An 18,765-nucleotide genomic window follows, 5' to 3' on the forward strand; every position below is an offset into this window, starting at 1 on the left:
CCTGCGCCTCGGACGTGGTCGTGTCAGGTCTCGTCGCGGTGGTCGGCGATGATCGCTTCGAGGTGGCGCAGGGCGGTGGTCACGCGGGCCGGGTCCTCCTGGAAGAAGGGGTCGTCGAGTACGGGCAGGGATCCGGCGAGCGCCCAGCCGCGTCCGCGTGCCCAGGTGGCGTCGTCGTCGCCGAGCGCCTCGCGGAAGGTGCCGCGCGCCGCGTCGGGCAGGAACTTCCACGCGGGCAGCACGTCGACGGCGGGGTCGCCGACGCCCAGCGTGCCGAAGTCGATGACCGCGCTGAGGTGGCCGTCGACGGACAGCAGGTTGCCGGTCGCGAGGTCGCCGTGGAACCAGACCGGCGGTCCGTCCCAGGCGGGTGCCGTGAGCGCCGCCTCCCACACGGCCGTCACCGCGTCGGTGTCGGCCATGCCCTTCAGCTTGGCGATCTTCGGCCGGACCACGGAGTCGGCGGCCAGCGAGTCGCGTTCGTCGCCCATCGGCACCCCGCGGAACGCGTTGCTCCACTGCGGTCCAGGACCGTCGGTGGCGTCGATCTTCCGCAACGCCGTGATGAACTCGGCCAGTTGTCCGGCCGCCCGCACCGGATCGGCGAGCCCCTCGGTGGTCGCCGTCTCGCCCTCAAGCCAACGGTAGACCGACCAGGGGAAGGGGTAGCCCTCCCCCGGCTTCCCCGCCGCGAGCGGTTCGGACACCGTCAGCGGCAGATGCGGGGCGAGCAGCGGCAGCCAGCGGTGCTCCCGCTCCACCTGCCCGACCCAGCGCGGGTATCGGGGCAGCCGTACGGACAGGACGTTGCCGAGCCGGAAGGTCGCGTTGTCCATCCCTGAGCGGGGAACCGGTGAGATCGGGAGTTCGGCCCACTGGGGGAACTGGACTGCGAGCAGGCGGCGGACCAGATCGGTGTCGATGGTCACGTCGTCGTGGGCGTGCGGGTCACCGGATGACAAGGGTCAACTCCTGGGTGCGGACCGGGAAGCGGCCGACCCATCCCATCCGCCGGAACATTCACCGTCCACTGATTTTCTGCCGGACCGTCAGCCGTCCGCCGACTTTCGGGGTGGCAGCCGGTGCAGTTGCACGTCTGTGAGCTCACCGTCCTTCACTGCCGCCGTCATGTACGTGCAGTGCGGCTGGCGTCGGCGGTCGGTGGGTGAGCCCGGGTTGAGGAGGCGCAGGCCGGTCGGGGCCGTGGTGTCCCAGGGGATGTGGCTGTGGCCGAAGACCAGGACGTCGAGGTCCGGGAAACGGGCGGCGCAGCGCGCTTCGCGGCCTTGAGCGGCGCCGGTCTCGTGGACGACTCCGACGCGCAGGCCGCCCAGGTCGGCCCGGGCGATCTCGGGGAGGCGGGCCCTCAGCTCGGGGCCGTCGTTGTTGCCGTACACGCCGATGAACCGGTTCGAGCGGCTCTCCAGAAGGTCGAGGGTGGCGGTGTCCACCCAGTCGCCGGCGTGGATGACGACGTCCGCGCGCGGGAGTTCGGCGAGCAGCGGCGCGGGGAGTTCCTTGGCGCGCTTGGGGAGGTGGGTGTCGGACATGAGGAGGAGGCGCACGCGATCAGCCTAGGACGGGCGGTTCGGTGAGGGGCGGTTCGGTCACGGCGATCTCGGCCCACACCTGCTTGCCGCCACTGACCGGGACCGTTCCCCAGGCCGCGGAAAGGGCCTCGACGAGGAGGATGCCGCGGCCGCCGGTCGCCTCCCAGCCGATGCTGGTGGGCTTGATGGGCGTACGCGGAGAGACGTCGGCGACGGCGATGCGCAGGCGGTCGTTGATGAGGGTGAGGTCGAGACGGACCTGGCCGTCGGTGTGCACGAGGGCGTTCGTGACGAGTTCGGAGACGACCAGGAGGATGGCGTCGGACTCCTCCATGACGCCCCAGACGCGCAGGGTGCGCCGGGTGAAGCGGCGGGCGTGGCGGACGGCCTCGGGTACGCGCCACACCGTCCAGCTCTCGCGCAGCGGCCGCAGGTCGAGGCCGTCGTAGCGCATGAGGAGCAGGGCCACGTCGTCGCTGCGGTTGGCGCCGGCGAGCAGGGCGTCGGCGACGAGTCCGAGGTGGGCGGGGTCGGCGGCGGACAGTTCGTCGCACAGCCGGTTCAGACCGTCCTCCATGTCCAGCTCGGAGGACTCGACCAGGCCGTCGGTGGTGAGGGCCACGATCGTGCCGGGCCGGAGCGGCAGGGGGCTCATCGGGAAGTCGGCCTGGGTGATGACGCCGAGCGGTGGTCCGCCCTCGGTGACGACGATCTCGGTGGTGCCGTCCGGATGGCGCAGGACGGGCGGCAGGTGCCCGGCGCGTACGCACCAGGCCGTGCCCTCCGCCATGTCGACGTCGACGTAGCAGCAGGTGGCGAAGAGGTCGGTCTCCATGTCCATGAGCAGCCGGTTGGCGTGCGAGACGACCACGTCCGGCGGGTGGCCCTCGACGGCGTACGCGCGTAGCGCGGTGCGCATCTGGCCCATGAGGGTGGCGGCCTGGGCGTTGTGCCCCTGGACGTCGCCGATGACGAGGGCGACATGGCTGTCGGGCAGCGGAATCACGTCGTACCAGTCGCCGCCGACCTCCAGACCCGCGGTGGTGGGCAGATAGCGGGCCACGGCTTCCGCGCCCGGCAGGGGCGGCAGTCTGCGCGGGAGGAGGGTGCGCTGGAGCATGCCGACGAGTTCGTGTTCGGCGTCGAAGGCGTGGGCGCGCATCAGGGCCTGGCCCGCGAGACCGGCGGAGGCGGTGAGCAGGGCACGCTCGTCGGGTCCGAAGTCGTGCGGGGTGTCCCAGCCGATGAGGCAGGCGCCGGCCATCCTGCCGCTGCCGGCCGGCAGCGGCAGGATGGCGAGGCCGCCGGGGCCGACCTCGGCGAGCGTGGCCTCCAACGGGGTGCCGGCCGGCCAGATGGCCGCGCGGCCGTCGCGCAGGGCGGCCGCCAGGGTCGGCATGGTGCGTACGGGTGCGTCGGGCCACTCCGAGCGCCACTCCGAGCGCCAGACCTCGGGCCAGGCCTCCGGCTCGGGCGGGTCCAGGACGGTGACGACGAGGCGGTCGCCCTCCAGCTCGGCCAGGGCGATCCGGTCGGCCTTCAAGGGCCGGCGCAGGGCGGTGACGACGGCTTGGCTGACGTCGTGGACGGTGCCCGCGGTGGCTAGGGCCGCGGCGAGGCGCTGGACGCGGGCCACCTCGTTGCCGCCGGAGCGCAGTTTCGAGGCGTCGGCGACGGTGCCCACCAGCCGGGACGGGCGTCCGTCGGCGGCCGGCAGCAGTCGCGCGCGCAGCCTGAGCCACCTCTGGTCGCCCGAGGGCTGGAGGATGCGGAACTCCAGCTCGCGCTCGCCGATGGACATGTGGTCGGACTCCACCACGGACATCAGCGAGGGCAGGTCCTCCGGCACGGTCATGCCCAGCAGGGTCTCGACCTTGCCGTCGAACTCGTCGGGGGCGAGCCCGAACAGCTCCAGCATCTCGTCGTCGACCTCGACGCGCCCTGTGTCCATGGCCAGGCTGAACGAGCTGCTGGGCAGGTCGCCGGAGTCCTCGGGCCCGGCTCCGGTGGAGGGCGGGAAGGAGACTGCCTCGGCGAGCAGTTCGAGGCAGACGCGGTCCTCGGTGTCGAAGCCGCCCGGGTTCTCGTTCACGGCGACCAGGCAGCCGCCGCCGCGCGGGTCCGGGGGCAGTGGCAGGGCGGCCAGCCAGAAGTCCCCCGCGGGCATCGGGCGGGCGCCGGGGCGTACGGCGAGCTCCTCGGGGGTGAGCCACAGGGGCCGGCCGAGCCGGTAGGCGTCCGCCGCGGGCGAGCCGCCGGCGAGCGGGTAGCTGTCGCGCAGCCCGTACAGGGACCGGGGCACGCCCGCCGCTTCGATCAGACACAGTTGGTCACCGCTGTCGCCCGGCGCGTAGACGGTGGCGAGCGTCGCGCCACCGAACACGAGTGCCTGTTCGAGCACGCTCCGTAGTCGTTCGGGGGCCCCGAGGTCCGCGTGCAGCGTCTTGAGGGCAAGTTCGGTACGCAGCGTTCTCGTTCTGCGTTCCGCAGCGCCCTCACTGACCACGTCCGCAATTACAGCGCTTCCGGGACGGCGGCGCAGCCCCTGTGACCGTTCGGAGGCAGGTCATGGGTCGGGCGGAACCCGGAACCGGGGCTCCGGGCGGCCCCTCCGGCCCGTATGTCGTCGTATGTCTGGAAGTACGCCAGGATCCAGGGCACGGCGTGTCCAGGAGCACGGCACGTGGAAGGGGACGTCCGGCCCGGACCTGGACCGTCCCGTCGTTGTTGTCCGTGAGCAGGGTGCGGCCGTCCGGGGCACGGGCGACGTCGAACGTCATGCCGGCGTGGTTGCCGAGGACCGCCAGGGAGCGTCCCGACCGTGCGTCCCACAGGCGCAGGGTGCCCTCGCCCACCGAGGCGATCGTCGGCCCGTGAGACCGGACGCGACTCGACCCGTGCATTCCTCACGGTCACCTCGTGACAGCCGTGACTGTCCCGGCCCCCGGTGGGGTGGAAGGCTCGGCAGCCGTCGAGGGGAATGCGATGGACGAGCGGTACGAGGTCTACGCGCTGGCCGACAGGTACTTCTACGAGACGCCGGACCGGCTGACCGGGGAGGGGCGCGGCGAGGCGCCCGGCTACGAGACGGCCCGGCGTGCGGTGCCCGAGGGCTGGCGGGCGTCCCGGATCGGGGACTGGCTGACGATGACCCCCGTCGACGGGGAGGGCCGGCCACGGTCCGGCCCGGTCCAGGGGTGGAAGATCCACGCCTCGGCCACGCGGGAGAACGCGGAGCGGATCGCGGCGGCCGTGTGGGACTACTGCGTGCCCCGGCTGATCCCCTTCAAGTTCGTGCCGGGTCCGCATCTGCTGCATCTGCGGAACGTCAAGTACGCCGCCCGCGACACGAGCGGCAAGTTCGTCACCGTCTATCCGGCGGACGAGGCCCAACTCCAGGTCGTACTGGAGGAGTTGGGGGCGCTGCTGGAGGGTCTCGAAGGGCCGTACATCCTCACCGACCTGCGCTGGAACGACGGTCCGCTGTACGTGCGCTACGGGGCCTTCGCACGGTCCTTCGTCGTCGACGAGCGCGGCACGCTGGTGCCCGCGGTGACGGACGGCGAGGGCCGGCTCGTGCCGGACCGGCGGGCGCCCTCCTTCCAGGTCCCGGAATGGGTGACCCTGCCCGCGTTCCTGGAACCGCAGCTCGCCGCGCGCAACACGACGACGGTCGGCGATCTGCCGTACCGCATCGAGAAGGCGCTGCACTTCTCCAACGGCGGTGGCGTGTACGCGGGCGTCGACACCCGCGACGGCAGCAGGGTCGTCCTCAAGGAGGGCCGTCCGCACGCGGGGCTCGCCGCCGACGGGGCGGACGCCGTCGCCCGGCTCGCACGGGAGAAGTACGCCCTGGAGCGGGTGTCCGGTCTCGGTGTGGTGCCCGGGGTCCGCGACTGGTTCATGCTCGGCGACCACCGCTTCCTCGTCATGGACTTCCTGGAGGGCCGGCCGCTCAACTCCTTCTTCGCCGAACGCCATCCGCTGCTCACCGCCGACCCGGATCCCGCCGCCGTCGCCGACTACACGGCCTGGGCGCTGCGCATCCACGGGCTGGTGGAGGACGCGGTCGAGGCAGTGCACGCGCGTGGCATCGCCTTCAACGACCTGCACATGTTCAACATCATGGTCGCCCCCGACGAACGGTCGGTCGCACTCCTCGACTTCGAGGCGGCGGCGCCGATCGAGGACGGCGGCCGCCAGATCGTCGCCCACCCGGGGTTCTTCGCACCACCGGACCGGACGGGCGCGGACGTGGACCGGTACGCGCTGGCGTGTCTGCGGCTCGCGATGTTCATGCCGGTCACCACGCTGTTCGTGGTGGACCGCGCGAAGGCGGCGCACCTCGCCGAGGTCATCACGGACCAATTCCCGGACGTACCAAAGGAGTTCCTGGCCGAGGCGGTCGCCGAGATCACCCGGGACTCCGTATCCCGCACGGCCGCTTCGCAGTCCACCGCCGCCGCGACACCGCCCTCCCCCGCCGCCGCCTCGCCGTCCTCCGCGGCCGTCCTGCCGTCCCCCGCGACCACCACGCCGTACGCCGCACTCGCCGAGCCCGGTGACTGGCCGTACAGCCGCGACTCGATGGTCAAGGCGATCCTCGCCTCGGCCACCCCGGAGCGCGACGACCGGCTGTTCCCGGGCGACATCGCCCAGTTCTCCGACGGCGGTGGACTCGGGCTCGCGTACGGGGCCGCGGGCGTGCTGTACGCCCTGGCGGAGACCGGCGCGGACCGGTACGAGGAGGGCGAGCGCTGGCTGCTGGACCACACCGACCCGGTGCCGACGGGAACGCCGCTCGGCCTGTACGACGGTCTGGCGGGCGTGGCGTACGTCCTCGATCTGCTGGGGCACCGGCAGCGGGCGCTGGACCTCGTGGACACCGTGCTCAAGGAGAAGTGGCGGAAGCTGTCCTCCGACCTGAAGAGCGGGCTCGCCGGGCTCGGCCTGGTGCTCGACCGGCTGGCGCGTACGACCGGGGAGCCTGAACTGGACCTGCGGGCCGCGGAGGTGGCACAAATCCTCCGGGAGCGGCTGGCCGAACCGCGGCCCGAGCCGAGGAAGCGCCGTGCCGGACTCCTCCGCGGCGCGAGCGGACCCGCGCTGTTCCTGCTGCGCCGGTACGAGTCGACCGGTGACCCCGAGCTGCTGACGTCGGCCGCCGAGGCGCTGCGGCGGGACCTGGAGTGCTGCGTCGTCCAGCGGGGCGGCGGCCTGGAGGTCGACGAGGGCCGGCGCACCCTGCCCTACCTCGGCGACGGCAGCGCCGGGATCGGCCTGGTCATCGACGACTACCTCGCACACGCCGACGGCGGCGGCCGGAGCGAGGAGAGCGGAGACGAGCACGACCGGGGCGAGCACGACATGCGCGCGAACGGCCAGGACGCCTACGGCCAAGACGCGTACGGCCGGGACCAGTTCGAGCGAGTCCGCTCGCAGATCCTGACCGCCGCCACCTCACGCTTCTACGCGCAGCCCGGGCTGTTCCAGGGCCGGGCGGGCATGATCCTGCACCTGAGCCGGACCGGCGCGGACCCCGGGCAGCTCGCCGCGCAGATCGCCGGGCTCGGCTGGTTCGCGATGCCCTACCAGGGCCAACTGGCCTTCCCCGGGCACCAGATGATGCGCCTCTCCATGGACCTGGGCACCGGAACGGCAGGGTGTCTCCTGGCGCTCGGCGCCGCCCTCGACGGTGAGGCCCCCGCCCATCTGCCGTTCCTGCCGCCGCCTCGACGGCGGCCCTGATACGCGGTTCCGCCGTCCGGCGGAGTCGTGACACCAAACCCCGTCCCCACAGGGCGACTTCACAGAGAGAAAAGGACATCACCATGGCACTTCTCGACCTGCAGACGATGGAATCCGACGAGCAGACGGACGGCGGCGCGAACAGCACCCTCAGCCTGCTCTCGTGCATCAGCGCGGCCAGCGTCACCCTGTGTCTCTGACATCACCGCGTTCCCACGGCTCCGGGCGGTTCCCGATCCCCAGTGGGGAGGGGCCGCCCGGGGCCTCGCACGGCGTTGAGCTGTTGCGTGCGGCGACCCGGCACAGTGGCGTCCGCTGCGCGATCCTCGCCGTCCTGTCCCTGGCCGGGACGGCGGCGGGTCTGCTGCTGCCGGCCGCGCTGGGGCGGGCGCTCGACGTCCTGCTGGCGAACCCCTCCCGGGCCACGAACTGGGTGCTCTACTGCACGGCCCTGGTGCTGGTGCTCGCCGTGCTCGACGCGTGCGAGACGGTACTGGGCGCGACCACGAACGCCCGGGCCACCGCGTGGCTGCGCGAGCGGCTCACGGGCCATGTGCTGGGCGTCGGGCCGCGGGCCGGACACCGGTTCGGACCGGGTGAGCTCGTCGCACGTCTCGTCGGCAACGCCGCGCAGGCCGGAACGGCCCCCGCAACGCTGGCCGGCCTCTTCGCCGCACTGGCCGCTCCGCTCGGGGCGGTCGTGGCGCTCTGGCTGATCGATCCCCGGCTGGCACTCGTGTTCCTGGGCGGGGTGCCCGTCGTCGTGGCGGTCCTCCGGGCCTTCGCACGCAACTCCTCGCGGTGCGTGGCGCGTTACCAGGACGCGCAGGGGCGGATCGCGGGCGCGCTGGCGGAGGCGCTCGGCGGCGCGCGCACCATCGCGGCGGGCGGGACCGCCGACAAGGAGGTCGCACGGATCCTGCGACCGCTGCCCGAACTGTCCCGCGAGGGCCACCGGATGTGGCGCGTCCAGGGGCGCGCCGCCGCACAGGCCGTCGGGGTGGCGCCGCTGCTGCAGATCGCGGTGCTGGCCACGGCGGGCCTGCTGCTCACCCAACACCGGCTCTCCGTCGGCGAGTTCCTCGCCGCCTCCCGGTACGCCGTACTGGCGACCGGCGTCGGCGTGCTCGTCGGCCGCCTCGGTGGGCTGGTCGAGGCCCGGGCTTCGGCACGCCGACTCGGCGAGGTGCTGGAGGAGCCTGGGACTACGTACGGGACGCGCCGTCTCCCGCCGGGACAGGGGCAGTTGGAGCTGCGCGCGGTGACCGCACGGAACCGCGGCGGCCGTACCGTGCTGGACGGTGTCGACCTCGTCGTGCCCGGCGGAACCACACTGGCCGTGGTCGGACGCTCGGGCGCGGGCAAGTCACTGCTCGCCGCGCTCGCCGGTCGACTGGCCGACCCGGACTCCGGCGAGGTGCTCCTCGACGGAGTGCCGCTGCGCGAACTGGACCGACACACGCTGCGGCGCGCGATCGGTTACGCCTTCGAACGCCCCGCCCTGCTCGGCGAGACCGTCGAGGACACGATCGGCTTCGGTCACCCGCCACCGCCCCCGGACCGGGTCCGGGAGGCCGCCCGCACCGCCCGCGCCGACGACTTCGTACGCCGTCTGCCCCACGGTTACGCGACACCCTGCGCAGCGGCCCCGCTCTCCGGCGGCGAGGCCCAACGCCTCGGGCTGGCAAGGGCGTTCGCCCGTGGCGGGCGGCTGCTGATCCTGGACGACGCGCTGTCGAGCCTCGACACGGTGACGGAACACCACGTCACGGAGGCGCTCTTCCGGCACACACCGGGATGCGGCCGCCTGGTCGTCGCCCACCGGGCATCGACGGCGGCCCGGGCGGACTCGGTGGCGTGGCTGGAGGGAGGGCGGGTGCGTGCCGTCGGCCGGCACGCGGAGTTGTGGGCGCAGGCCGAGTACCGGGCCGTGTTCGGCAGCGATGCGGCCGTGTACGCGAGTGACGAGGCCGTGTACGGCGACGCCACGCTTCCTGGCGGCGAGCGGAACGGAGGGAGTCCGTGAGCGGGGACCCGCCGAGCGACGGGCGCCCCAAGAGCGAGCCGCCCCATGGTGCCCGGCGCGCCGGCGCCACGGCTTCGGACAGGCACAACAGCGTCCACCGGCGCGGGCTCCGCTTCCTGTGGGCCAGGCGGCGCGTGGTCGGACGGCTCGCCGCATGGTCCGTGCTGGAGACGGCGCAGACCTTCCTCACCGGGTACGCGCTGGCGCGGGCCCTCGACGCCGGGTTCCTGGCCGGTCGGGTGGACGTCGGGCTGGGCTGGCTCGCGGCGGCCGCCGTCGCCGTGGTCGTCGGGGCGTACGGAACCGGGCGGGTCTACGGGGCCGTGGCCGCGCTGGTCGAGCCGTTGCGGGACCGGCTCGTGCGGCACGTGGTCGAGCGCGGGGTGCGGGAAGCGGACCGGGGCGCGCTGTCCCGGCTCACCCAGCAGGTGGAGATCGCCCGGGACACCTTCGCCGGACTGGTGATGGTGTCGCGCTCGTTCGTGTTCACCGCCGCCGGCGCCCTGATCGGTCTGTTCTCGCTCGCGCCGCCACTGCTGCTCGTGGTGGCGCCGCCGCTCGCCGCCGGCGTGGGCCTGTTCGCCCTGACACTGCGGCCACTGACCCGCCGCCAGGAGGCCTTCCTCGTCGCCGACGAGGACCTCGCCGGCCGACTCGGCTCGGTCTGCCCGGGGTTGCGGGACATCACGGCCGCCGGTGCCGAGGACCGGATCGCCGCCGAGACGGGGGTACGTATCGCGGTCGAGCAGTGCGCCGCGAGGTCCCTGGCCCGCTGGGGCGTCCTGAGGGTAGTGGCCCTGGCGATCGGCGGACAGCTCCCGATCGTCCTCCTGCTCGCGACCGCGCCCTGGCTCCTCGCCCACGGGGTCACACCCGGCGCACTGGTGGGTGCCCTCGCCTATGTCACGCAGTCCCTGCTCCCGGCCCTCCAGAACCTGATCCACGGCCTGGGCACGAGCGGCTCCCGGCTGGCGGTCGTCCTGCGCAGGATCGCGCCGGACACTCCGGCACCCACGAACGCCCCCGCCCTCGCACCGGACACGGCACCCGCACCGGGCTCCGCGCCGCCCGGCCCTCCCGCCGCCGTCACACTCTCCTCCGTCACCTTCGCCTACGGCCCCGCCAGCGAGCCGGTGATCGACAACCTCCACCTGTCCGTCCCCCACGGCACCCACCTGGCGATCGTGGGCCCCAGCGGCATCGGCAAGTCCACGCTCACCGCACTCATGGCCGGTCTCCTCGCACCGACCGGGGGCTCCGTCGACGTATGCCCGGCGCTCGACGACCGTCCTGCGCCCGGCCGCTCCGCGCACCCCACCCGCGTACTGATCCCGCAGGAGGCGTACGTCTTCACCGGCACGCTCGCCGAGAACCTCGGCCAGCTGCGGCCGGCCCCCGTGCCCGAGCTGGAGCTGCTGGCCGCGGCCGAGGCCCTCGGGCTGAGCGCGCTGCTCGACACGCTGGGCGGGCCGACGGCCGAGGTCGACCCCGCGTCCCTGTCCTCGGGCGAGCGCCAGCTCATCGCGCTGACCCGCGCCTACCTCGCCCATGCCCCCCTCGCCCTGCTGGACGAGGCGACCTGTCACCTGGACCCGGCGGCCGAGGAGCGTGTGGAGCGCGCCTTCGTCCGGCGGGGCGGCACGCTCGTGGTCGTGGCGCACCGCATCAGCTCCGCCCTCCGCGCCGACCGGGTGCTGGTCATGGACGGCCGACGGACCGCGTATGGCAGCCACGACGACCTGTTGGACCGCTCCCCGCTCTATCGCGATCTGGTCGGCGCCTGGTCGCCGGCCGGTGGAGCCGCGACCGTCCCGGCCGCGCACCGGCCGGAGACATCACAGCCAGCCCTCCCCCTGCGAGATCCGGATGGCGTCGACGCGGTTGCGGGCCCCGGTCTTCCGCGTGATCGCCGCCATGTAGTTGCGTACGGTCCCGTGGGACAGATGGAGGCTTCCGGCGATCTCCGCGACGGAGGAGCCTTCGGCGGCCAGTGAGAGCACGCTCAGCTCCCGGCTGGTCAGCGGCATCCGGGCGGCTCTGAGGAAGCCGAACCCGAGCGAGTCGTCGACGCAGCGTTCGCCCGCGGCGACCCGCCGTATCGCGGAGACCAGCCGTTCCGGCGAGCCCTCCTTGTCCACGTAGCCGAGCGCCCCGGCGTCGAACGCGCGGCGCAGGAGGCCGGGTCTTCGCGCCGTGGCCAGCACGAGCAGGCGGGGGTCCGTGGTGCCCCGCCCGCACAGGTCACCGAGCGGCGGCATCTCGTAGGAGTCGACGCGTTCGAGATCCGCCGCGCAGACGTCGGGCCGCAGCGATCGGGCGCTCCCGGGCGCACCACCCCACTCGGTGTCGAACACCGTCAAGTCGGATTCCCGGCGCAGCCACTCCGCCAGGACCGACCGCACCAGAAACGCGTCGTGCACCAGAAGCACCCGGATCACGTCCGTCCCTTCCGCCCTCCGCCTGTCGATTGCGTCGTGCTCTGCGCGTGTGCCCAATGACAGGCGTGTCCCACTTCTCTCCTGTCCCGGGCGTGAAGAACCGGCCATGGTCGGCCACCGGGGCGCCGGGGTCGGTGACGGTGACGTCAAGGCCGGTGGCCGTGGCTCCCCGGGCCCCCTCGCCGTGCGGGAACCGCCCTCCCGGGGGAGCCTTGTGCCCTGGGCTCCTTCGCGTGTCCGTGGGAGGAGGTGGTCGGCGTGTCCGACTGGCAGATGTCCGGGCAGGAACGGGACGCCGCCCCGCCGCCGGTCGGCCGGCCGCTGCTGTCGCTGACGCTCGCCGCGCTCATGGACGACGTCCACGCGCACTCGGGCGCGGTGTACCTGCTGACCCCCGGCGAGCCGGTACTGGAGATGGCGGTGATGGCCGGGCTGCCCAGGGCGTTCGCGGCGCCCTGGGAGCGGGTGGGCCTGAGCGCGCCGATCCCGGTGGCGGAGGCGGCCCGCGACCGGCGGCTCGTGTGGGTGGGCGGCGAGGAGGAGATGGCCCGCAGCTATCCGCGGATCGCCGTCGTCCTGCCGTACCCGTTCGCGCTGGCCGCGCTGCCGGTGGCGACCGACCGGGCCACCTACGGGGCGGTCTTCGTGACCTGGCCGGGCTCGCACCCCGCGGAGCTGTCCGACCGGGAGCGGGACCATCTCACCGCCGCCTGCGACCGGCTCGCGCTACGTCTGGAGCGGGCCGTCGAGGAGGGCCGGGCGATCCATCCGGAGCCCGATCTGATCGCCCCGGCGTCGGTGGCGACGGTGGCCGGAACACTCGGCACGGTGGAGGCGGCGCGGATGGTGGCGCGGCTGCCGTACGGGCTGTGCGCGCTCGATCTGCACGGCCGGATCAGCTTCGCCAACGCGGCGGCGGCCGACCTGCTCGGCCTGCCGGTCAGCGGGCTGCTGGGCACCCAGCTGTGGGCGACCGTGCCGTGGCTCAACGATCCGGTCTACGAGGACCGCTACCGGGCCGCGCTGCTCAGCCAGCAGACGACGTCGTTCGTGGCGCTCCGGCCGCCCTCGGACTGGCTGTCGTTCCGGCTCCATCCCAGTACGAACGGGCTGAGCCTGCGCATCACCCGGGCGCGGGCCGTGGCGCGGGAGGGCTCTGCGGGGTTCCGGCACGCGGACACCGGCACGCGCCTCGTGACCATCTCGCAGGTGCTGAGCCTTGCCGGGGCACTCACCGAGGCGGTGGGGGTGCAGGACGTGGTGCAGCTGGTCGCGGACGAGATCGCGCCCGCCGTCGGCAGTCAGGCGCTGGTGCTCCTCGGCTCCCAGGCGGGCCGGCTGCACGTCCTCGGGCACCGCGGCTATCCGGATCCGCATGTCGTCGAGCGCTTCGACGGGATGCCGCTGACCGAGCAGACTCCCGGGGCGCACGCCCTGAGGAGCGGTGTGCCCGCCTTCTTCGACTCCCGTCAGCAGCTGGAGCGCCTCTACCCGGCCCGGAACTCCACGCCCGACGGCATGGCGGCCTGGGCGTTTCTGCCGCTCATCGCGTCCGGGCGGCCGGTGGGCACCTGTGTCCTGGCGTACGCCGACCCGCATCCCTTCCCGGCCGACGAGCGTGCCGTGCTGACCAGCCTGAGCGGACTGATCGCGCAGGCGCTGGACCGGGCCCGCCTCTACGACGCCAAGCACCAGCTGGCGCACGGTCTGCAGGCCGCGCTGCTGCCGCACTCGCTGCCGTCCCTGCCCGGCATCGAGGCGGCCGCCCGCTATCTGCCCGCGACTCAGGGCATGGAGATCGGCGGGGACTTCTACGACCTGGTGCCGACGGGCGGCGAGGGCGCGTCGGGCGGCCAGGCCGCGGCGGTGATCGGGGACGTACAGGGCCACAACGTCACCGCGGCCGGCCTGATGGGGCAGATCCGTACCGCCGTACGTGCGTACACGACCGTCGGCCAGCCGCCGGGGGAGGTCATGAGCAGCACCAACCGGCTGATGATCGACCTTGGTACGGAACTCTTCGCGAGCTGTGTCTATCTGCGCCTGGACCCGGCGCACGGGCAGCTCGTGATGGCCCGGGCAGGGCATCCGCCGCCCCTGCTGAGAAAGCCGGACGGCAAGGTACGGGTCCTCGACCTGGCCGGCGGACCGCTGCTCGGCATCGACCCGGCCGCCACCTACCCGACCACCGACGTCGCGCTGCCGCCCGGGTCACTGCTCGCCCTCTACACCGACGGGCTGATCGAGTCCCCCGGCGTCGACATCGAGGACGCACTGGCCGGCCTCGCGCAACGGCTCACCGAGATCGGCGACCGCCCCCTCGACGAGGTGGCCGACTCCCTCGTGGAACACAGCGGAACGGCAGAGGAACGGGTGGACGACGTGGCACTCCTACTGCTCCGCGCCCGCCCCGCGCCCTGAAGGGGCGCGGGGAACTGCGCGACCAGCCCCCACCGACCCGCGGACGACGCACCACCCAAAGCCCCCGTACATCCCATACGTGCAGAGCGGCCCGGCTCCCCCACAGGAGAACCGGGCCGCTCCACATCAACTAGGCACCGTCACGACGTACGTCCAGGTCACTGGTTGTTCGTGAGCCCCGACTCGTCGTCCACACCGTCACCGTTCTGGTCGTTGACGCCGCCGACCTGCTCCTCGCCGCCGACCTCTTCGCCGCCGACCGCGTCGCCACCGGCACCGGCTTCCTCACCGGCACCGGCCTCTTCACCAGCACCGGCTTCCTCACCGGCGCCGGCCTCTTCACCGGCACCGGCACCCGCGTCGCCCGCACCGAGCGTCGCGCCGACCGCGGCCAGCGCGGTGGTCACCGGCTGGAAGAAGGTCTCGCCGCCGACGGTGCAGTCGCCGCTGCCGCCCGAGGTCAGGCCGATCGCGCTGCCGTCCGCGGTGAACAGGGAGCCGCCGCTGTCGCCGGGCTCGGCGCAGACGTTGGTCTGGATGAGGCCGGTGACCGTGCCCTCCGGGTAGTTCACGGTGGCATTGAGGCCGGTGACCTCACCGTCGTTCAGACCGGTGGTGCTGCCCATCCGGATGACGGCCTGGCCGACCGCGGCCTCCGCGGCCTGGGTGATCTCCACCGACTGCTGGCCGGTGTTCACCGTGCTGGGCGCCTCGGTCGCCGGGTCGTCGTACTTGACGAGGGCGAAGTCGCCGTCACCGGGGAACGTGGCCGCCTCGACCGTGCCGATCGGCGCGCCGGCCTCGGAGTCCGACCACTCGGCCGCGGCGACACCGCAGTGGCCCGCCGTCAGGAAGGCCGGGGCGCCGTCGTCGGCGACGACGTTGAAACCGAGCGAGCAGCGTGCGCCGCCGCCGAAGATGGCGTCGCCGCCCTCGACGAACGTCTTGAACGTGCCGGCGGACTTCTTGATGGTCGCCATGCCCGAGCCGAGGCTCTTGACGGTCGACTCGAGCTGGTCCCAGTTTGCGCCCGTAACGGTGCTGTCGGCGGTGACCTGGATCTTGTTCGTCCTGGGGTCGACGGCCCACGAGGTGCCGGGGATGGTCGCGTCGCTCTTCAGCGTCTGCGAGGCCGCCGTGAGCTCCTTCGTGCTGTTGTCGACCTGCTGGACGACAGCGCCGGCCTCCTCCGCCTGGACGATGATGTTGTTGTCGTCGCCCGCGACGTTGATGATGAGCTGCTGCTTGCCCGAGTCGTAGTACGCACCGGCATAGGCTTCACCGAGCAGTTCGGACAGCTGCGAGGCAAGGTCCGACGCCTCCGCGGCCTTCACCGTTCTGGGGGCGGCACCTTCCGTCGCATCGGTCTGGGACGCCATCGCGTTGGGCAGGATGAGTGCCGCCGCGCCGAGCGCCACCACGCTTCCTGCGGCTATGACGGCCTTGCGCTTGGGTATCCGCTTGTGACTCAACTTCTTGACCTCCTGGGGACTGGGGGGTCCGAGCCGCCGTCTGGCAGCTGACTGCGGGCGCCTGGATGGCTGTAGGTACGCAAGCGGTGCGTGTGGCGTTCAACGGCTTTTCTCAACTTCCTTTGCGAAAGCACGAATCCGGTGTCGCCGGTGACCCGTCGCGGATGCCGGGGAACAATGCCCGCATGACGCTGACCACCACTGATGCGGACAAGATCCTCTCGGCCAACTTCGCCCCCTGGGTCCTCGAACTCAATCTGTCGGTCGAGGAATTGGGCGACCGTCGGGCGGTACTGCGGCTGCCCTGGTCCGATCGGCTCGCGCGGGAGGGCGGTTCGATGTCGGGGCAGGCCCTGATGGCCGCGGCGGACACGGCGACGGTGATCGCGGTGTCGGCGGCGCGCGGCGCGTACGGGCCGATGACCACGGTCCAGCAGTCCACGACGTTCCAGCGTGCGGTCATGGACGCGGACGTCCTGATCGAGGCGGTCGTGACGAAACTGGGCCGTCGGATGGCGTTCGCCGACCTCACGATGACCGCTGAGGGCACGGAGGAGATCGCGGCCCGCGCGAGTGCGGTGTACGCGCTGCTCGGCTGATTCGCGGTCCGTTGCCGGGCCCGGATCCGTTCCCCGGCCGGGATCCGTTGCCCATTTCAGTTGCGGGCGACGAAAGGACGACATTCGGGCGCACCGACGGCCATTCGGGTCTATTCCCGTGATGCCATTGGAAATCCGATGCCCTCCAATGGATCCCCTATTGGATCTCCGTGTCCCGTCGGCCTACCTTCGAGGCATGGCAAAGATTCTTTTCGTAGTGACCGGTACCGACTTCTGGACTCTCGCCGACGGCACCAAGCACCCGACCGGCTTCTGGGCCGAGGAGGCCGTCGCCCCGTACGAGGCGTTCAAGGCGGCGGGGCACGAGGTCGTCGTGGCCACCCCGGGCGGCGTCGTGCCGACCGTGGACCAGGGCAGCCTGGCTCCCGAGCTCAACGGCGGCGAGGAGGGCGCCGCCAAGGTCGCCGCCGCGCTCGGCTCGTTCGCCGAGCTGCAGCACCCCATCCGCGTGGAGGACGTGGACCTCGACGAGTACGTGGCCGTCTTCTACCCCGGCGGCCACGGCCCCATGGAGGACCTCGCCGTCAACGCCGACTCGGGGCGGCTCCTCACCCTCGCCCTGGAGTCCGGCAAGCCGCTCGGTGTCGTCTGCCACGCCCCGGCCGCGCTGCTGGCCGCCACCAAGGAGGACGGCGGCAACGCCTTCGCGGGCTACCGGCTGACCGGCTTCACCAACACCGAGGAGACCCAGGCCGGTTTCGCCGACAAGGCCAAGTGGCTGCTCCAGGACCGGCTGGTGGAGATCGGCGCCGATTTCCAGGAGAGCGAGCCGTGGGCGCCGTACGTGGTCGTCGACCGCAACCTCGTCACGGGCCAGAACCCCGCCTCCTCCGCGCCGCTCGCCGCCGAGCTCCTGAAGAAGCTCGGCTGACGCCACTCCCGCAACAGAGGCCATCGTCTTGCACTCCGCCACCACGCGGTAACAGCCCGTTCGAGCGAGAGAGCGGAATCCCGGCTTCAGCAAATCTGCACATCGAATACGCACCCGGGTCACGGCACGCGGCGAATCCACACAGTGGATCGTCGCGTGCCGCGTCTTTGGCGAGGTGTGCCCGATTCCGACCCACACCCTCCGTTGCCGAAATGTGAATCACCCCGGGGGCATGTGAAGAAGTCGCCACCGAGACGTGCGCACGCCTGCACCGTTGAGTCGATCCGGCGCTCAAATGCCCTGATCACATGGGTCGTTGATTGGATGCGTGGCACGGCCCCGTGCTTTGATCCATTGCACCGCGGGGGTCGTTTCGACGGTTCCCGGTTCCGGGTTCCGGACGCCCGCGGTCGCGGCCGTCCATCTGTCCCCAGAGGGGGCCGCTCCCCCCTTGTGAATATCAATAGGAAGGGAAGTTCCATCATGAACTCCACCCCCCAGGTTGCCACCGTCGAGATCTCCGACGCTGAGCTCGACAACGTCTCCGGTGGCCTCTCGGTCAACGCGCTCGGCACCGTCACGGGCGTCGTCGACGGCATCGCCCCGGTTTCCGGCCTGGTCGACACCGTCGTGGGCACCGTTGAGGGCGCGACCGGCCTGAACACCGCCCCGGTCACCGGCCTGGTCGCCGGCATCTGATCACTCTGTGATCGCATAGCGTGCCGTGAGTCCCGGAACCGCTTCCCGGTTCCGGGACTTACGGATGTCGTAGTTCGGATCTCATTTCTCGCAGGTGAGGGAAGACCGTGCAGTTCCGCCAACAGGCCCTCGCCAAGCTGCAGTCGCCGGAGGAGCTCGACCTCCCGGTGCGCTTCGCCCGCCCCCAGGGCTGGCTCGTGCTGTTCGTGACGGTCGTCGTCATGGCGGCCGCGTCGGTCTGGGCCGTGACGGGCTCCGTGGCGTCCACGGTGAGCGCGCCCGCCATCCTCACGCACGGGCAGGGCAGTTACCTCCTGCAGAGCCCCGTCTCCGGCCAGGTCACCGCCGTCGTCGCCGAGCAGGGCCGACGGATCGCCGCGAACGCCCCCGTACTCAAGGTCCGTACGGCGAAGGGCGAGACGGTAGTACGCAGTGTCGCCGCGGGCCGCGTCACCGGGCTCGCCGCCACCATCGGCGCGATCATCAGCACGGGTACGAACGTGGCCGCCGTGGAGAAGGTCGCCGACGCCGACGACCCGCTGTACGCGACGGTGTACGTGCCCGCCGAGAACGCCGCCACGATTCCCTCGGACGCTGCCGTCGACCTCACCGTCCAGTCCGCGCCGACCCAGCAGTACGGGGTGCTGCGCGGCCATGTGAAGTCGGTCGACCGGGCCGCCCAGTCGGAGCAGCAGATCGCCGCCTTCCTCGGTGACAGCCAGCTGGGCGAGCAGTTCACGAAGAAGGGCAGGCCGGTGGCCGTCCTCGTCCGGCTCGACCGTTCGTCGGGCACAAAGTCCGGCTACAAGTGGTCGTCCGCGGACGGGCCGCCGTTCCGGCTGAGCTCCATGACCGTGGCCTCCGGCTCGATCCGCCTGGATGACCAGCGCCCGATCGATTGGCTGCTGCCGTGAGCGCGA

Annotated in this window: 13 protein-coding genes and 1 pseudogene; 9 read left to right on the plus strand and 5 right to left on the minus strand. The window is 72.4% G+C overall.

The genetic code is table 11. The annotated features are described in order from the left end of the window. Nucleotides 1-23: 23 nt before the first annotated feature. The 3 genes from OG718_RS10345 to OG718_RS10355 form a co-directional block, all read right to left on the minus strand. The gene (locus OG718_RS10345; RefSeq protein ID WP_260694975.1) at nt 24-962 is read right to left on the minus strand and encodes an aminoglycoside phosphotransferase family protein; all 939 of its coding nucleotides are present in this window, start codon (nt 960-962) and stop codon (nt 24-26) included. An 87-nt stretch (nt 963-1,049) separates the two neighbouring features. Then, a complete protein-coding gene (locus OG718_RS10350) occupies nt 1,050-1,565 on the minus strand; it encodes a metallophosphoesterase family protein (RefSeq protein ID WP_143635022.1) in 516 nt (171 codons plus the stop codon). A gap of 4 nt (nt 1,566-1,569) precedes the next feature. After that, nucleotides 1,570-4,065, minus strand: a complete 2,496-nt coding sequence (locus OG718_RS10355) for a SpoIIE family protein phosphatase (protein ID WP_306943112.1) — start codon at nt 4,063-4,065, stop codon at nt 1,570-1,572. 470 nt (nt 4,066-4,535) lie between these two features. Here OG718_RS10355 and lanKC point away from each other — a divergent pair, with 470 nt between their 5' ends. The 4 genes from lanKC (at nt 4,536) to OG718_RS54400 (ending at nt 11,318) form a co-directional block, all read left to right on the plus strand. Next, nucleotides 4,536-7,298, plus strand: a complete 2,763-nt coding sequence (gene lanKC, locus OG718_RS10360; protein ID WP_328847724.1) for a class III lanthionine synthetase LanKC — start codon at nt 4,536-4,538, stop codon at nt 7,296-7,298. A gap of 83 nt (nt 7,299-7,381) precedes the next feature. Further along, nucleotides 7,382-7,498: a SapB/AmfS family lanthipeptide gene (locus OG718_RS10365; protein WP_055617622.1), complete on the plus strand. Its 117-nt coding sequence runs from the start codon at nt 7,382-7,384 to the stop codon at nt 7,496-7,498. A gap of 35 nt (nt 7,499-7,533) precedes the next feature. Continuing rightward, nucleotides 7,534-9,324 (plus strand): ABC transporter ATP-binding protein, encoded by a 1,791-nt coding sequence (locus tag OG718_RS10370; protein WP_443055330.1) that lies wholly within the window; start codon nt 7,534-7,536, stop codon nt 9,322-9,324. Nucleotides 9,325-9,440: 116 nt separating this feature from the next. Then, the gene (locus OG718_RS54400) at nt 9,441-11,318 is read left to right on the plus strand and encodes an ATP-binding cassette domain-containing protein (protein WP_443055331.1); all 1,878 of its coding nucleotides are present in this window, start codon (nt 9,441-9,443) and stop codon (nt 11,316-11,318) included. On the opposite strand, the pseudogene OG718_RS10380 reads toward OG718_RS54400, so the two are convergent. Further along, nucleotides 11,244-11,870, minus strand: a pseudogene (locus tag OG718_RS10380) (LuxR C-terminal-related transcriptional regulator); the annotation flags it as partial. The gene OG718_RS54400 and the pseudogene OG718_RS10380 overlap by 75 nt on opposite strands. Before the next feature lie 141 nt (nt 11,871-12,011). Here OG718_RS10380 and OG718_RS10385 point away from each other — a divergent pair. Then, a complete protein-coding gene (locus tag OG718_RS10385) occupies nt 12,012-14,183 on the plus strand; it encodes a SpoIIE family protein phosphatase (protein ID WP_443054978.1) in 2,172 nt (723 codons plus the stop codon). 158 nt (nt 14,184-14,341) lie between these two features. Here the strand turns inward: OG718_RS10385 and OG718_RS10390 are convergent, their stop codons facing one another. Next, nucleotides 14,342-15,655, minus strand: a complete 1,314-nt coding sequence (locus tag OG718_RS10390) for a S1 family peptidase (protein ID WP_328843978.1) — start codon at nt 15,653-15,655, stop codon at nt 14,342-14,344. Between the two features lie 185 nt (nt 15,656-15,840). On the opposite strand from OG718_RS10390, the gene OG718_RS10395 reads away from it, so the two are divergent. The 4 genes from OG718_RS10395 (at nt 15,841) to OG718_RS10410 (ending at nt 18,759) form a co-directional block, all read left to right on the plus strand. Next, on the plus strand, nt 15,841-16,254 hold the full coding sequence (locus OG718_RS10395) for a PaaI family thioesterase (protein WP_328843979.1): 414 nt from the start codon (nt 15,841-15,843) through the stop codon (nt 16,252-16,254). Nucleotides 16,255-16,450: 196 nt separating this feature from the next. Further along, a complete protein-coding gene (locus OG718_RS10400) occupies nt 16,451-17,146 on the plus strand; it encodes a type 1 glutamine amidotransferase domain-containing protein (RefSeq protein ID WP_328843980.1) in 696 nt (231 codons plus the stop codon). Between the two features lie 483 nt (nt 17,147-17,629). Continuing rightward, the gene (locus OG718_RS10405; RefSeq protein ID WP_055617627.1) at nt 17,630-17,845 is read left to right on the plus strand and encodes a hypothetical protein; all 216 of its coding nucleotides are present in this window, start codon (nt 17,630-17,632) and stop codon (nt 17,843-17,845) included. A 107-nt stretch (nt 17,846-17,952) separates the two neighbouring features. Further along, nucleotides 17,953-18,759, plus strand: a complete 807-nt coding sequence (locus OG718_RS10410; RefSeq protein ID WP_143635012.1) for an HlyD family efflux transporter periplasmic adaptor subunit — start codon at nt 17,953-17,955, stop codon at nt 18,757-18,759. Nucleotides 18,760-18,765 lie beyond the last annotated feature (6 nt).

The organism is Streptomyces sp. NBC_00258 (assembly GCF_036182465.1).
Lineage (GTDB): Bacteria > Actinomycetota > Actinomycetes > Streptomycetales > Streptomycetaceae > Streptomyces.